Source organism: Neorhizobium galegae, from assembly GCF_021391675.1.
GTDB lineage: Bacteria > Pseudomonadota > Alphaproteobacteria > Rhizobiales > Rhizobiaceae > Neorhizobium > Neorhizobium galegae_B.
This window is the reverse complement of sequence record NZ_CP090096.1, coordinates 174,642-190,124: the sequence shown is the minus strand read 5'-3', so window position 1 is coordinate 190,124 and position 15,483 is coordinate 174,642. Positions and strand designations below refer to the sequence as shown.

Genomic DNA, 15,483 nt, shown 5'->3' with positions numbered 1-15,483 from the left:
ACAGATTTTCGTATCGACATAGATCTGAAGTCTGGTATATCAGATCCCACACTCTCACTGTCTCGTCAACGGATTTCGCGAAAAATGATTCCTGAGCCAATTGGAAGCCCACGGTCCGAAGCGTTTGCGAAGATCGACCCGAAATTTCAGATGACGGTGCGGGATCACGTTCATCGCACCCTGCGGGCCGCCATCCTCGCAGGACGGTTCGCGACGGGGGAGAAGGTCAACGAGCGCAGTCTCGCCGAGCAATTCGGTGTCAGCACGACGCCGATCAAGGAGGCCCTGCGCCAACTTGAGACGGAGGGCCTGGTCGAGGCTCTGCCCCGGCGCGGCGTCATCATTCGGTTCGATATGGGCTGGGCGGAGGAGATGATTCTCGCCCGCGCGGCGCTCGAATCGATGATCGCGCACCTGGCCGCAAAGCGCATCGGCAAGCCAGCCGGTGCCGAGTTGACGGCAATAGCCGATCTGATGGCCAAGGCGACGTTGTCCGCGGATGCGGACAGCCTCATTTCCCTCAACGAGCAATTCCACGAACACATTCACCGCAGTTCCCGCTGCGGTTACCTGGCGAAGTTGATTGAACGGCAGCAATTCTACGACGCCAGCATCCGCCGCGTCATCCACATGGATCCCGGCGAGCGTCAGAAAGCGCTCGAAGAGCACACCGCCATCGCTAAGGCCATCGTCACGGGTGATGCGGATCTCGCCGAGCGGCAGATGCGCAACCACGTCGTCCGCTCCGGTGAAACCTATCTGAACATCGTTTTCGGCAACAAAAAGGATATCTGACGTGAATGACAGGCTGCAGACTGTAAGAAAGGCGCTGACCGGCATTTCGGGTGTTCCGGTGACGCCTTACCGGCAAGACGGGACTGTCGACGTCGAAAAGCTCAGCGCGCTGATCAAGCGCCTGGCGGCCGCCAAGGTGCACAACCTGATGGCGGCCGGCAATACCGGCGAGTTCTTCACGCTCACCATGGACGAAGTCCGCACGGTACATGCCGCCACGGTCAAGGCCGCCGACGGCATGTCGCTGGTGAGCGCCGCCGTCGGCCGCTCGCTGACCGAAGCAAAGGCGCTTGCGAAGGACGCGATTGCCGAAGGTGCGGATGCGATCATGGGCCACCATCCCATGGACCCGTTCGCCGGGCCGTCCTATCAGGCCGGCTATTTCCTGGAACTGGCGGATTCCTGTACGGTACCGGTCATCGCCTATGTGCGCAGCGACAGCTTTTCGGTCGAGGATTTTCGCAAGCTCGCCCTGCATCCGAACATTGCCGGCATCAAGTTCGCCTCGTCGAACCTGATGCTGCTGGCGGAAGTCATTCGAGCCACCCATGACGCTCCGGCGATCTGGGTCTGCGGTCTGGCCGAAGGCTGGGCGCCGGCATTCTACGCCATGGGCGCCAAGGGCTTCACGTCGGGTCTCGTCAACGTATTCCCCGAGCGCTCGCACGCGATCCATCGCGCGCTGGAGGCCGGCAACTATGAGGCGGCGCGCGAACTGATCGACGGCATTGCCGGCTTCGAAATGCTGCGCACGAAATACAACAACGGCGCCAACGTGACGGTCGTGAAGGAGGCGCTCGGCATGCTCGGCACCGATGTCGGCCCGGTGCGCATTCCGGGCGTCGTCGCCCTCAGCGACGATGAGCGGCGGATTCTGCGCGGCATCGTCGATCGCGTCAAAACCGAAACGCTTGCTGCCTGAGGAGCAAACCAAGGTGCATATTACCGGAATAAAAACATACATGCAGCGCGTCGACGAACGTCCTCGCCTGCTGCTCAAGATCGAGACCAGCGAAGGCATCTCCGGCTGGGGCGAATGCTACAATCACGGCCCCGACCTGGCGCTTCCGCCGCTTCTCGACTACCTTTTCCATCAGATCGAGGGCGAAGACCCGCGCCGCGTGGAATTCCTCGTTCTGAAGCTCAACCAACAGTGCCGGTTTCCTCCCGGGGCGCTCGGCCTTGCCGCGATTTCTGCAATCGATCATGCATTGTGGGATATCGCCGGCAAGGCTGCGGGTCTGCCGGTCTACATGCTGCTCGGCGGCAATGTGCGTGACCGCGTCCGCGTCTATTGCGGCGTCTATACCGCACCCGACCCGCAGGACGCGCTCGATCAGACGCTCAAGCTCAACGCAGACTACGGCTATACCGCGTTCAAGCTGAGCCCCTATCGCCGCGATCTTCACAACAGCCGCTGGGGCGAACTGGTGAAGGAAACGGGCGACTATTTCGGCAAGATCCGCGAGATCACCCCGTCGCATTTCGAATTCGCCTTCGATTCGCACGCGAAGATCTACGAACCTTACCAGGCTGTCCAAATGGCTGCCGCGATCGCACCCTATGATCCGCTTTTTTACGAGGAGCCGATCCGGCCCGAGCATATTCCGGCCTGGGCGGAGCTGAAGTCGAAGGTAACGGTGCCCTTGGCAACCGGCGAATCTCTCTACAATCGCTTCGAATTCCTGTCGCTGCTGACGGCCCGGGGTGCGGACATCATCCAGCCGGATATCTGCGTCGTCGGCGGCGTCACGGAAATGCGCCGCATCGCGGCCATCGCCGAAGCGCACTATGTGACCGTCGCGCCGCATAACCCGATGGGCCCGCTGGCAACCGCCGTGAACATCCATTTCTGCGCCGCCCAGCCGAACTTCAAGATCCTGGAGTTTAAACCGCATGTACATGCGCCCTGGGCGCTCGACCCCTATATGCCGGTGGACGGATATATGAACCTGCGCCCGGATCGCCCGGGTTGGGGTCTCGAGATCGACGAAAAAGTGCTGGCCAAGGACGATTACATTCACTGGGAGCGGAAAATCACCCGCAAGCCGGACGGCTCGACCGCCTATCCGTGAATCCTTGCCAGGCACACCTGTCGATATAGCAGGCACCGCGTTCCCGGCTGGTGAGGAGGGGAATTTCCTGACCGGCCGGACGGACGCGTGAACTAAGGCATCAGGCTTCGGAAACCACGCTTGTGACCGTGTCGGGATTTCAGTCCCGCGACATAGGCATCATGGGAACCGAAGCCTGCGAAATCCGCGATATGAGGGGCAAGCGATGCACATCTGACAAGATGCCGCGCCGCGTGCTTGTGGCGGCTGGATCGGGCGTTCTCGAGCGTGAAGTCGATCATCGAGCGCAGCACGATTGTTGCCGCGAGCGGGTGTTTCTCGGCCAGAGCTTCTGCGGCTGATGTCATCAGGTCGTAGAGATCGCCATCGAGTTCTGCCTTCCGCTTCAGCACGAGCTTGGCCGCCTCGGCCATCGCTGGCCAGCGCAGGAAAAAAGCGAGCGCCCGATGCACCTCCGGAAACGCCTGGGCATAAGCGAATGCCTGTTCCTCGGCCTCCATGTCATCGAAGTCCGGTAGTCGGCGGATAAAGGCACGCAGGTGCACGTCGTTCAGCGACTGCTCGAACCACGTCCATCGATCGGCCTGAGCGTCGTCCGCGCGACCCAAAGCTTCGAGCACTTCGACGCGGGCGAGTTGCAACTCAATCGGAACGTCGGAACGACTCCGGGCATCGACCGCGTCCAGCGTTTCGAGTGCCTCGGCGGCTCGTCCTGCGGAAAGGAGCCGGCGCGCGATGTCTGTAGCCACCAGGGGCGCCTTGCGGGTCTTCTCCGGCTGCTGGGCGATATACGCATCCACGTCGCCCTGGGCATCGGCGATCTCCTGCAGGGCAATGCGCACCGTCAGTTCCCGGTGATTTCCGTAGACCTGGTCTTCGTAGATCGGCCCTTTGCTGCTCCAGCCGATGACCTGGCGGTGGCTTTGAGCGACCTTGTCCTCGGGTTCCCTCGACCACTGCACGAACAGGGCCTTGAGCCGTTCAAGACCGTCCTCGCCGAGTGCGGGCGCCATAGCCGCAATCAGCGGATCATATTGGCCGTAATCGTTGTTCTGCACCGCCGCGAAGATCTTGTCGGCAAGCGCATCCTTTTCGACACCGGGCGACCCGGCGATCACGCCGGCATCCGCGCACGCCTGGTGGAAGCTCTGAATGATCGAGCCGCTGCCGTCGGCGGACCTCTCGAAGACCGGATCGGCCAGCGCCAGGAATTGCCAGGCGAGCTCCAGGGCCTCCTTCGGATCGTCGGGGGCAACGATATCGACGATCGTCTTTCGCTGCGTTTCCAGATCCTTCGTGACCGCCTTCACCCTGCGCCAGTTTATGAAGGTTCGCGAACGGGCAATGCTCGTGAGCCGCTTGCGCACTTCGCGGGCGATCTCGGCGCCGCTGTGGTTACCGGCAAGCTCCATGCGAAGCCGTCGTTTGTTTGCTGCACTGCCGGTGCTGATCTCGATGAGCAGTTCGGCCAGGCGCGGTGCGCCGAGGGCCTCCAGGTTTTTGGCGTTGAGTGTCGTCGTCTTGGCTGCCATGGACTTCCGCTGTCGTTCGCATCGGACATTAGCCTTGCGGCCGGATGGCGCAAGGGCCGGGGAATTATTCTCGGCGTACCGCCTTCATCGGATCAAACTTTCCAAAAGATCACGAATTAGGCACAAATTTTGTTTGCTTAAAAAGAGAACCATGCAATATTTGAATTGATGTTGGTCAATGCTGCATTTTACGCATTATGGGTCGGCGATGGAAATCAAGCAGCTCGAAGTGTTCCTCGCAGTCATGTCGGCAGGCAGTATCACCGCTGCCGCCCGGCTGCTCGACCGCTCGCAGTCGCAGGTGACGCGGCTCATTCAGGAACTCGAATCCTCGGTCGGCTTTGCGCTTTTTGACCGCAACGGACCCCGCATCACGCCGACATCGCGAGCCATCGCTTTTCATTCGGATGCCGAGCGGTTCCTGACCGGCATCGGCCAACTCAAGGAGCGCGCCAGGAATATTCTCTCGGAAGAGCCGGCGCCGATCGAGATCGCTGCGATCCCGGCATTTGCCAGTGGATTGGTACCGCTCGCGCTTGCGGAAATGCCGGCGGACCTCATTCCGCGGAATGTCCATCTGCGCAGCATTTCGGCCGAGGCGGCCGTCCAGTCGGTGCTTGCCCGCACCGCGGATTTCTGCGTCGCCTCGCTGCCTGTCGAACATCCGGGCCTTGATGTGCACGGCCTGTTTCAAGCGCCTTGCGTTGCCGCGGTGGCGGCCGACGATCCTCTGGCGGGCAAGGACATCATCTCGGTTCGCGACCTGGCCGACCGCTGCCTCATCACCATGGCCAATCCCTTCCGCCTGCGTCGCCGCGTCAATCAGGCGCTGCAGACGGCCGATGTTCGGCCCTCGCGCGTCGTCGATACCAATGCGGCGCTGAATGCGCTGCAGCTTGCCTCCACCGGTTTCGGGGTCTCCATAGTGGAGCCCGCGACCGCCTATGGCCTGCAGCTCAAGAACGTCGAGATCCGCCCGCTCGATGTCGACATCCCGTTTCTCTGGGGCATTTTCTCGGCCGCTTCCAAGCCGCTTTCGGAAGGTGTTCTGGAGCTCATCCAGTTGATCATCAGGATTTCGGCCGCCCGCATACCGGGCTTCGTGGCGCATGATCCCGGCCATATCGAACGCGTGGCGGATGCGACTTTCGGCGCCGGCGCGAACGCACAGGAGCAGTGATTTTGAAGGCGCAGGACGCACAGCGGATGAAAGGCCTGGAAGCGCTTGAACAGCGGCTTGCCGAGGACCTGTCGTTTCTCGAGCTCCCTCCCAAGGAGTGGGTGCCGGCGACCGAATATGATGGCGTCGAAGTTTTCGATACCGTCGTAATCGGCGCCGGCATGTGCGGCCTGGTCGCGACCGCATCGCTGAAAATGCTCGGCATCCATAACGTCGTCTGCCTCGACCGCTCCCCCGCAGGGCAGGAGGGGCCGTGGGTGACGTTCGCGCGCATGGAAACACTGCGCTCTCCCAAACAGCTGCCGGGGCCGGCGCTGGGCCTGCCGGCGCTGACATTCAGGGCATGGTATGTTTCGCAGTTCGGTGCGCAGGCATGGGACGCGCTCGGCAAGATCCCCAAATCGCAGTGGATGGACTACCTGATCTGGTACCGCCGCGTGCTTCAACTGCCGGTCCGCAATCTCGTCACCGTCACCGAGATGATCCCGGTCAGCCAAGACCTGATCGCTCTCGACGTTTCGGATGCGCAAAGCGGTGGACAAGAACGACTTTATGCCCGGCACGTGGTTCTGGCGACCGGCCGCGACGGCCTCGGCGGCGGTTACGTGCCGGAATTCGTCGAGCGCGTACGGCCAAAATTCTGGGCCCATTCCGCCGACGAGATCGATTTCTCGGCCCTGAAGGGCAAGCGCGTCGCGGTCGTCGGGGCCGGGGCTTCAGCCATGGACAATGCCGCAACTGCGCTCGAAGCGGGTGCCGGCCAGGTCGATATGATCATCCGGCGCAAGGAACTCCCCCGCATCAACAAATTCACCGGCATTGCCAGCCAGGGCGTCGTCCAGGGTTTTGCCGGCCTCAGCGATGCGTGGAAATGGAAATTTCTCGACTACGTGCTCGACGCCCAGACGCCGCCGCCGCGCGATTCCACCCTGCGAGTGTCGCAACATCAAAACAGCCGGTTTTTCCTCGGCACGGCGGTGACCGGCCTGCGAGAAAGCGGCGACCATATCGTCGTTGAAACCAGTCGCGGCGAATTCGACTATGATTTCGCGATCTTCGCCACAGGCTTTCGGGTAGATCTCGATCGCCGCCCCGAACTCAAGCATTTCGCGCCTTATATCCAGTTCTGGAGCGACGTCTTCACCCCCGAGAACGGCATGGAAAATGGCGAGCTCGCCACGTCTCCCTATCTCGGCCCCGATTTTGAGTTTCTCGAAAAGGTCCCCGGCAGCTGCCCGGCACTGCATCTCGTCCATTGCTTTAACTATCCGGCCTCGCTCAGCCACGGCAAGTTGTCGGGCGACATACCGGCGGTCAGCGACGGCGGGCGTCGGCTTGCACGCGGCATCGCCCGCAATCTCTTCGTCGCCGACCGCGAAATCCATTTCGACAACCTGGTCGCCTTTGAAACGCCGGAGCTGCTTGGCGACGAGTGGACGGATTCCGCCGCGATGATCCCAGCCATCCTCAAGGGAGCGGCCGAATGACGACCGTCAAGCCCCATCGGACGAGGTGCTGGCCGTGACCCGCTATCTTGTCGGCAAGCTGGCAGAATCGTTGCTCGCCATATGGGGCGTGGTCACGATCGTTTTTTTCGTGAGCCGCGTTCTCGGCGACCCGGCCGTGCTTCTGCTGCCGGTCGGTGCCGGCCAGCAGGACCTCGACGCGCTTCGGGCTTCGCTTGGCCTCGATCGCCCGATCCTCGAACAATATCTGATCTCCGTGCTGGCCATGGTCCGGGGCGATTTCGGCATCTCGTTCCAGCACCAGCGCCCCGCCATGGACGTCGTTCTCGAACGCATGCCGGTGACCGCCACGCTGGCCGGTACCGCGCTTGTGTTCGGGACGCTGATCGGAGCGGTGGCCGGTGCCATCGCGGCGCTGAAACGCGGCACCATCTCGGAATTCATCGTCATGCTGGCGGCTCTTCTGGGCCAGGCGACGCCGGTTTTCTGGCTCGGCATCATGCTGATCCTGGTATTTTCGGTCGATCTCGGCTGGTTCCCGACGGGGGGCTCCGGAACGATCGCGCATCTCGTGCTGCCGGGACTGACGCTGTCGGTCTTCGTGTCGGCTTCGATCGCCCGTCTGCTCCGCTCGTCGCTGCTCGACATCATGCGTGAGGATTACGTTCGAACCGCGCGCGCCAAGGGCCTGTTGCCGCGCACCGTGTTCTTCTGGCACATCGCGCGAAACGCGCTGATCCCGGTGATTACGATGATCGGCATCATCGCCGGCGAGCTTCTCGGGGGATCGGTGGTCATCGAAACCGTGTTCGCCTGGCCCGGTGTCGGGCGCATCATCATGCAGGCGATCCAGGCCCAGGATTTCCCGGTCATCCAGGCGGGGGTCGCGCTGGTCGCCGCCATCTTCATCGTCGTCAACCTGTTGGTCGATCTGCTCTATGGCGTGCTCGATCCGCGCATCCGTCGGCGATAGGTGCGGCCATGAAAGCTTTCTTCCTCGCTCTTCTGAAAAGCCGCGCCGGACTGTTCGGTTTCCTGCTGGTGTCGGTCTTCGTGCTGGCCGCAATTCTCGCGCCCTATCTCGGCCTGCCCGTGCCGACGCGATCCAACCTGCTTGCCCGCATGACGGCTCCCACCTGGACAGGACAGTTTTCGCCCGGCGCCCATCCGCTCGGTACCGACGAACTCGGTCGCGATATCCTGTCTCGCATCGTCCATGGCAGCCGGATCACCCTGGCGATTGCGGCCGCGGCCGTCATTCTGGGCGGCATCGTCGGCACGTTGCTCGGCATTGTCGCCGGTTATTACCGCGGCATGGTCGATCGCATCCTGATGCGCATTGTCGATATCCAGCTTGCCTTGCCGCTGATGCTTCTGGCCCTTCTGGTGGTTGCGGCGCTCGGGCCCTCGACCCGCAACCTCGTCATCGTGCTCGCCCTGACGAGCTGGCTCCGCTACGCCCGCATCATCCGTGGCCAGGTGCTTGCCCTTCGCGAACGCGAGTTCATCCTGTCGGCCCATGCGATCGGTGCGGGAACCTGGCGCATCATGCTCAAGCACCTGCTGCCGAACGTCATGACCCCGGCGCTGGTGATCGCGACGCTGGAACTCGCCCGCATCATCATCATGGACGCGGCGCTCTCGTTTCTCGGCCTCGGCGTCCAGCCGCCCAATCCGAGCTGGGGCCGCATGCTGGCCGATGGCCGCGTCTATATCTCGACCGCCTGGTGGATCGTCACCTTCCCCGGCATTGCCATTCTCCTGACTGTGCTCAGCGTCAACCTTCTGGGTGACTGGCTGCGCGATCATTTCGATCCGAAATTGAGGACCATGCGATGAACCAGCTTTCCCGTTCCACGTTACCGCCCCGCGTCGGACGCCTGAAGGCCGGGATGGCCAGGCAGGGTGTCGATGTCATCGTCTCCTTCAAACCGGAAAACAGCTTCTATTTCACCGGCTTCAACCCGATCATCTATTCCCACCCGGTGATCGCCATCCTGACCCCGGACCATGACCCGATCATGCTCGTGCATGCGCTGCGCGACGATCACGGCCGCGCCAGCGCCTGGGTGCCTGATATCCGCCTCTACGGTTCCTGGTCGACCAAGGTCACCATGGGGCCGAACTGGCAGGATGCGCTGGCCTCGATCCTTGCCGATCTCGGCGTGGCCGGCAAGACCGTCGGCATCGAGGAGGAATTCATCTCGATCCAGCGGGCCGGCCAGTTGCGCAAGGCGCTGCCGGACGCGGCATTCGCCGATGTCAGCCATCTGATCGACCATTGCCGCCTGATCAAGGACCCGGACGAGATCGCCAATGCCCGCATCGCCGCGCGGGCGGCTGATCTTGGCATGGATACGGCGGTCGCAGCCCTTGCCGCCGGCGGCAACGAGCGGGAGGTCGCCATCGCCTCCATGCATGCGATGAACAAGCTGTGGACCGCCGAATATCCCGATGTCGAGGTCTGCGACTTCGGCTCGCTGGAAGGCGGGGTCCAGAACGGCATGGCCACCTGGGTGCTCTCGGGGCCGCGCATGTTCTACAATTGCGACAACCCCACCCAGCGCAAGCCTCAGCGCGGCGAGGCCGTCTCGGTGCTGATCTGGACGATCGCCAACGGCATCCACGCCGAAAACGAACGCACCATCGCGATGGCCCCGCTGCCGGAAGTCAACAAGCGGGCGCTCGACGCCATTCTCGACATCCGCGAAGAGGTCGATGCCCTGATCAGGCCCGGCACGCCCTACAAGGACCTGTTCGAGAAGACCCGCGAGGGCCTGACGACGCGTGGTTACGGTGCCAACATCCCGGGCCGCATCGGCCACGGGATCGGCCTTGGCGCACACGAGCATTCCTCGCTCGACGCGTCGTCTTCGCTAGTGCTCGAACCGGGCATGATCTTCACCTTCGAGCCCAATATCCGCGTTCCCGGCGTCTGCGCGACGCAGATCTCCGATACCGTTCTCGTCACCGAGACCGGCCGCGAGTATCTGACCCGCTCGGCCGGCGGCTATCTGGAGGTCTGAGCGTCCGATGGCACCCTTGCTCGAGGTCCGCAATCTTACCGTCGCGTTCGACACGCCGACCGGCACCGTGCATGCCGTCAACGACGTGTCCTACAGCCTGGAAGAGGGCGAGACGCTCGGCATCGTCGGCGAATCCGGCTCGGGCAAGAGTGTCCATGCCCTGTCGATGGTCGGGCTGATCGCGACGCCGCCCGGCCGCATCGTCCGCGGCGAAGTCCTGTTCAACGGCCGCGACCTGCTGGCGCTGTCGCAACGCGAACTGTTCGAAGTGCGCGGCAAGGAAATCGGCTTCGTCTTCCAGGATCCGATGACCTCGCTCAATCCGGTCCTGACCATCGAGCGGCAGATCGCCGAGCCGCTGCGGCGGCATTTCGGCATGTCGGCAAGCCAGGCGCGGACCCGCGTCGTCGAACTTCTCGAACTTGTCGGCATCCCCGATGCCGCCCGCCGCGCCAGACAATATCCGCACGAGTTTTCCGGCGGCATGCGCCAGCGCGTGATGATCGCGATCGGCATTTCGTGCAATCCGAAGCTGCTGATCGCCGACGAGGCGACCACGGCGCTCGACGTCACCGTCCAGGCGCAGATCCTCGATCTGGTGCGTGATCTCAAGAAAAAGATCGGCACCACCGTCATCTGGATCACCCATGACATGGGCGTCGTCGCCGGCCTCGCCGATACGGTTCAGGTCATGTATGGCGGCCGGATCATGGAACGCGGCCCGGTCCGCGCCGTGTTCCACGATCCCCGCAACGCCTATACCTGGGGCCTTCTGAAGTCTCTGCCGCATGGCGGTCGTCGAGGTGTGACCCGGCTTTACCAGATCCCCGGCAATCCGCCGGACCTGACCAAGGAGCCGATCGGCGATCCTTTCGCGCCGCGCAATCCCTTCGCGACAGAGCGTTGCCGCATCGAGACGCCGCCGCTCGGCGAAGTCGAGGGCAGCGTTGCCGGCCACAAGGCGGCCGCCTGGTACGATCTTCGTGCCGAGCTTGCCGCCACGCAGGTGCAGCCATGAGCGAGAGCAACATGAAGCCGCTGGTTTCGGTCCAGAACCTCTGCAAGACCTATGGCGGCGAGAAGCGTTTGTTCGGCGGTTCGACGCCAGCCCTGAAGGCCGTCAACAATGTCAGTTTCGACATCGCCCCCGGCGAAACCCTCGGCCTTGTCGGCGAATCCGGCTCGGGCAAGAGCACGACCGGCCGTGTGCTGCTGCAGCTCGAGGCGCCGACCAGCGGCGACATCCTCTACAAGGGTGAGAACATTACCGGCCTGAGCAAGGCGATGCTGAAGCCTTACCGGCGCGACATGCAGGTCATCTTCCAGGATCCCTATGCCTCGCTCAATCCGCGCATGACGGTGGGCGAATTTGTCGGTGAGCCGCTGGAGGTTCATAAACTGGCCGGTTCGCGCCGCGAGCGCGAGGATCGCGTCGCCTCGCTGTTTACCAAAGTCGGCCTCGATCCGTCCTTCATGAAGCGTTATCCGCATGAGTTTTCAGGCGGCCAGCGCCAGCGCGTCAATATCGCGCGGGCCATCGCGCTCAATCCCGCCTTCATCGTGGCCGACGAGCCGATCACCGCACTCGACGTGTCGATCCAGGCGCAGATCGTCAACCTCTTCCAGGATCTGCAGGACGAGCTGGGATTGACCTATCTGTTCATCGCCCACGACCTGTCGATGATCCGTTATCTCTGCCACCGGGTGGCGGTCATGCTGCGCGGGCGCATCGTCGAAATCGGTCCCTGCGACGCGATTTTTGAAAATCCGCAGCACCCCTATACGAAAGCGTTGCTTTCGGCGATCCCGGTTCCCGACCCGGATATCGAACGGAATCGCCGCCCGCTCGTCTTCGACGCCGGCGCCAACCTGCCGCGGGAGGAAGCCGTTCTGCGGCCCGTCGGCAACCGTCATTTCGTACTGGAGGTTTGAGAAAATGACGCATCTGTTCGCAACCCATTTCGGTACTTACGAAGTCGGCACGGATGCGAACGGGAAGCGCAAGCTCCTGCCGTTCCGCCACGATCCGGACCCTTCGGAAATGGGTCTCGGCTATCTGGATCTGGCCGCCCATCCGGAGCGCATCCGCGCCCCGATGGTCCGCAAGTCCTGGCTGGAGAAGGGGCCTCTTGCCGCTACCGGCGTTTCGCGCGGCCGCGAGGATTTCGTCGAGATAAGCTGGGACAAGGCTGCAGGCCTGATCGCCGGCGAGATTCGGCGCGTGCGCGAGATCCACGGCAACCAGGCGATCTTCGCCGGCTCCTACGGCTGGGCCAGCGCCGGCCGTTTCCACCATGCGCAAAGCCAGCTCAAGCGACTGCTCAATCTCGCCGGCGGCTTCACCTCTTCCGTCAACAGCTATTCCTATGGTGCTGCGGCCGTCCTTCTGCCGCATATCCTCGGGCCGGACTACAAGGACGCCTGCGATACCTCGCCGTCCTGGAACGACATCGCCGAAGGCTGTCAGCTCGTAGTCGGGTTCGGCGGCTTCCGTCTGAGCAATGCGCAGGTGGAGTCGGGAGGGACCGGCAGCCACCGCGCCGTCGAATGGCTGCGGCGCTGCCAGGACAAGGGTGTGCGCATCGTCGTGTTCAGCCCAGCTTCGAGCGATGCGCCCTCCGGTGCGAACGTCCGGCATATTCCTCTGCGCCCGAATACGGATGCTGCGGTCATGCTCGGCATGTGCCATACGCTGCTCGCCCAAGGCCTGTTCGACCGCGATTTCCTGAAACGCTGCACGACCGGCTATTGCGATTTCGAGAGCTATCTGGTCGGCGAGGCGGACGGCATCGCCAAGGATGCCGAATGGGCCTCGGCGATTTCCGGCGTGCCGGCGAAAACCATCGTCGAGATCGCCGAAGACCTGCATGACGTGCCGAGCCTGATCAACGTCGCCTGGTCGCTGCAACGGGCGCGGCGTGGCGAACAGCCGTTCTGGGCTGCGATCGCGCTCGCCTCGATGGCGGGTCATGTCGGCAAGCGGGGCTGCGGTTTCTCCTTCGGGCTGACAGCCGTCAATTCCGTCGGCCAGCCGGTGCGGCGTCTGAAAGGGCCGGCGTTCGAACAAGGCCCCAACCCGGTCCGCAGCTTCATTCCGGTGGCGCGGATCACCGACCTGCTCGAAAATCCGGGCGGGCGGATCGACTACGACGGACAGGTTCTTCAACTGCCCGATATCCGGCTCGTCTGGTGGGCCGGCGGCAATCCCTTCCACCATCATCAGGATCTCAACCGGCTGGCCGCGGCTTTCCGGCGTCCTGAGACCGTGATCGTCTCCGAGAACATGTGGACTGCCACCGCCAAGATGGCGGACATCGTGCTTCCGTCGGCGTTTCCCTTCGAGCGCGACGATGTCGCGGCGGCGTCGCGCGAGAACTGGCTGGTCTACAGCCGCCGTGTGATGGACCCGCCGGCCGGCATCTTGACCGATCACGAAGCCTATTGCCTGATCGCCGAAGAACTCGGTTGCCGCCAGCAGTTCGACGAGGGGCTGACGACCGACGACTGGCTTGCCCGGATCTACGAAGTTTATCGGGAGCGTTATCCGGAACTGCCGGATTTCCAGGCGTTTCGCCTTCGGGGGTATGCCGCGCTCGACGAAGGCGAGCTTGCGCCGTCGCCCGCGAACCATTTTCGAGATTTCGTAAGAGACCCGGATGCGGCCCCGCTGAAAACAGCGAGCGGGAGGATCGAAATCCGGTCGAGTGCGGTCCGCGGCTTCGGTTATTCCGACATCGCCGGCCATCCCGTCTGGCTGGCGCCGGAGGAGTGGCTTGGCGCACCGCTTTCGGCGAAACATCCGTTCCATCTCCTGTCTCCGCAACCCGCCCACCGCCTGCATGGCCAGCTCGAATACGGTCCGGCGAGCCAGGCGGCCAAGCTTGACGGCTATGAGCGGTTCACGCTGAGCGAGATCGACGCCAGGCGTCTTACCCTGAAACAGGACGACCTTTGCGAGCTTTACAACGACCGCGGCCGAACGATCGCGGCGCTGACGATCGACGGTGGCCTGATACCCGGCGTCGCCGTGCTTGCGACCGGCGGCTGGTTTCGCCCCGATGCGCAGGGCGTCGACCACGGCGGCAACCCGAATACGCTGACAGCGATTACACCCGCCTCGCATCTGTCGCAGGCGACCGCCCCCAATTCATGCCTGATCTCGATCCGTCCATGGCCCGGATCCGCAGGTGGAACCTATGACGGGAATGAGTGACTTGGACCAGATCGACATCCTATCCGGCTTGAAGCCGGGCTCCGAACTTTACGCGATCCGCCGCGAACGGCCGGAATTCGTAGAGGGCACCGAGTTGTGCCGCGAAACGGTGCTCAGTCCAAATCACGGCTTTGGCCTCAGTCATGCGCTACGCGCCGCGCTCGCCTCCCGCATGGCCCGCTTCATCGGCCGCGAGGACCTGGCAGCGGTCTACGATCTGATGCTGGACGATGCCGGCAGCGATCCGGACCTGGCCTCGATCGCCTCGGGTGCCGAAACTGCGCTGGCCGCCGATGCTTTTACCAGTGCCATTATCCGCCACGCCGACCTCGTCACCGAGACGCCGCGCAACGGCAGCAGGGCGGATATCGAGCGCCTCGAAAAGGCGGGCCTCACCAATCCGCAGATCATCGCGCTGTCCGAGCTGATTGCCTTCGTCAACTACGAGGCCCGCGTCCTTGCCGGCCTCAGCCTTCTGGAGGAGGTCGAATGAGCACGTCGCGTTTCAAGGTCAAGGCGCTCTCCTGGTCGCCCTATATCGAGCCGGTCGAGGTTGCCACGGCGAGCGAAGAACAGCTGGCTGCGATGCAGGTGACCCCGTCCAATACCAAGGTTTCCCCCTATGTGCGCACGCTCGCGCATGATCCGGAATCCTACGTGGCCCGCACGAAACTGTTCAACGCCATCATGTATGCCAAGGGCGGCCTCGACCGGGCCGAGCGCGAACTCGGCGCGCTCGTCGCCTCCGCCGTCAATCGCTGCGTCTACTGCGCCTCGGTCCATGCCCGCCGTTATGTCGAACTGTCGGGCCGCGAGGATGTCGTCGAGCAAATCTATCTGCGCGGCCTCGAAGGCCCGTTCGATGCCAGGACCCAAGCGATCGTCGATTTCTGCAAGGCGCTGTCCGAGACGCCGTCGCAGGCCACCAGGGAGCAGGTACAGGCCCTTCGCGATCATGGCATGTCGAAGGCCGAGATCGTCGATCTCATCCACTCCGCCGCCATTTTCGGCTGGGCGAACCGGCTGATGCACACGCTTGGGCATTCCGTCCCTGTCGAAGCCAAATGAACGGAAGGGAGGAAACAGCATGACCGCCAACTCCCCGGACAAGCCGATGTCGCTCCCGGCAGCCGAACGATCGAAACGGTCTGTGATCCTTGCAAAATTCGATCCGCTTATACTCAAGGACGTAAAAT

At 63.1% G+C, this 15,483-nt stretch carries 14 protein-coding genes; 13 read left to right on the top strand and 1 reads right to left on the bottom strand.

Annotated features, from left to right (window positions below; genetic code table 11):
• The first annotated feature begins 84 nt into the window (after positions 1-84).
• Genes LZK81_RS23705 through LZK81_RS23695 form a run of 3 tightly spaced genes read left to right on the top strand, consistent with a single transcriptional unit; the run spans position 85 to position 2,870 of the window.
• On the top strand, positions 85-795 hold the full coding sequence (locus LZK81_RS23705; RefSeq protein ID WP_233957515.1) for a GntR family transcriptional regulator: 711 nt from the start codon (positions 85-87) through the stop codon (positions 793-795).
• Position 796: 1 nt separating this feature from the next.
• Positions 797-1,717 carry a dihydrodipicolinate synthase family protein gene (locus LZK81_RS23700; RefSeq protein WP_233957514.1) on the top strand — a complete coding sequence of 307 codons (921 nt, stop codon included), beginning with the start codon at positions 797-799 and terminating at the stop codon, positions 1,715-1,717.
• 13 nt (positions 1,718-1,730) lie between these two features.
• Positions 1,731-2,870 (top strand): mandelate racemase/muconate lactonizing enzyme family protein, encoded by a 1,140-nt coding sequence (locus LZK81_RS23695; RefSeq protein ID WP_046605790.1) that lies wholly within the window; start codon positions 1,731-1,733, stop codon positions 2,868-2,870.
• Between the two features lie 92 nt (positions 2,871-2,962).
• Here the strand turns inward: LZK81_RS23695 and LZK81_RS23690 are convergent, their stop codons facing one another.
• Entirely contained in the window at positions 2,963-4,402 is a 1,440-nt protein-coding gene (locus LZK81_RS23690; protein ID WP_233957513.1) for a DUF6880 family protein, read from the bottom strand.
• 208 nt (positions 4,403-4,610) lie between these two features.
• Between LZK81_RS23690 and LZK81_RS23685 the strand changes: the two genes are divergently transcribed.
• The 10 genes from LZK81_RS23685 to LZK81_RS23640 are packed head-to-tail and all read left to right on the top strand — an operon-like array spanning position 4,611 to position 15,355.
• Positions 4,611-5,582 carry a LysR family transcriptional regulator gene (locus LZK81_RS23685; protein ID WP_233957512.1) on the top strand — a complete coding sequence of 324 codons (972 nt, stop codon included), beginning with the start codon at positions 4,611-4,613 and terminating at the stop codon, positions 5,580-5,582.
• A gap of 26 nt (positions 5,583-5,608) precedes the next feature.
• On the top strand, positions 5,609-7,069 hold the full coding sequence (locus LZK81_RS23680) for an NAD(P)-binding domain-containing protein (RefSeq protein ID WP_233957511.1): 1,461 nt from the start codon (positions 5,609-5,611) through the stop codon (positions 7,067-7,069).
• A 34-nt stretch (positions 7,070-7,103) separates the two neighbouring features.
• Positions 7,104-8,021 (top strand): ABC transporter permease, encoded by a 918-nt coding sequence (locus LZK81_RS23675; protein ID WP_233957510.1) that lies wholly within the window; start codon positions 7,104-7,106, stop codon positions 8,019-8,021.
• A gap of 8 nt (positions 8,022-8,029) precedes the next feature.
• Positions 8,030-8,887 (top strand): ABC transporter permease, encoded by an 858-nt coding sequence (locus LZK81_RS23670; RefSeq protein WP_233957509.1) that lies wholly within the window; start codon positions 8,030-8,032, stop codon positions 8,885-8,887.
• Complete coding sequence (locus tag LZK81_RS23665) at positions 8,884-10,074, top strand: M24 family metallopeptidase (protein WP_233957508.1); 1,191 nt, start codon at positions 8,884-8,886, stop codon at positions 10,072-10,074. Before LZK81_RS23670 ends, LZK81_RS23665 begins: the two co-directional genes overlap by 4 nt.
• A 7-nt stretch (positions 10,075-10,081) precedes the next feature.
• Entirely contained in the window at positions 10,082-11,092 is a 1,011-nt protein-coding gene (locus tag LZK81_RS23660) for an ABC transporter ATP-binding protein (RefSeq protein WP_233957507.1), read from the top strand.
• Positions 11,089-12,006, top strand: a complete 918-nt coding sequence (locus tag LZK81_RS23655) for an ABC transporter ATP-binding protein (protein ID WP_233957506.1) — start codon at positions 11,089-11,091, stop codon at positions 12,004-12,006. The genes LZK81_RS23660 and LZK81_RS23655 overlap by 4 nt, the downstream gene beginning before the upstream one ends.
• A gap of 4 nt (positions 12,007-12,010) precedes the next feature.
• Entirely contained in the window at positions 12,011-14,287 is a 2,277-nt protein-coding gene (locus LZK81_RS23650) for a molybdopterin-dependent oxidoreductase (protein ID WP_233957505.1), read from the top strand.
• The gene (locus tag LZK81_RS23645) at positions 14,280-14,780 is read left to right on the top strand and encodes a hypothetical protein (protein WP_326491526.1); all 501 of its coding nucleotides are present in this window, start codon (positions 14,280-14,282) and stop codon (positions 14,778-14,780) included. The genes LZK81_RS23650 and LZK81_RS23645 overlap by 8 nt, the downstream gene beginning before the upstream one ends.
• Positions 14,777-15,355 carry a peroxidase-related enzyme gene (locus LZK81_RS23640; RefSeq protein WP_233957503.1) on the top strand — a complete coding sequence of 193 codons (579 nt, stop codon included), beginning with the start codon at positions 14,777-14,779 and terminating at the stop codon, positions 15,353-15,355. The genes LZK81_RS23645 and LZK81_RS23640 overlap by 4 nt, the downstream gene beginning before the upstream one ends.
• Positions 15,356-15,483: the final 128 nt, after the last annotated feature.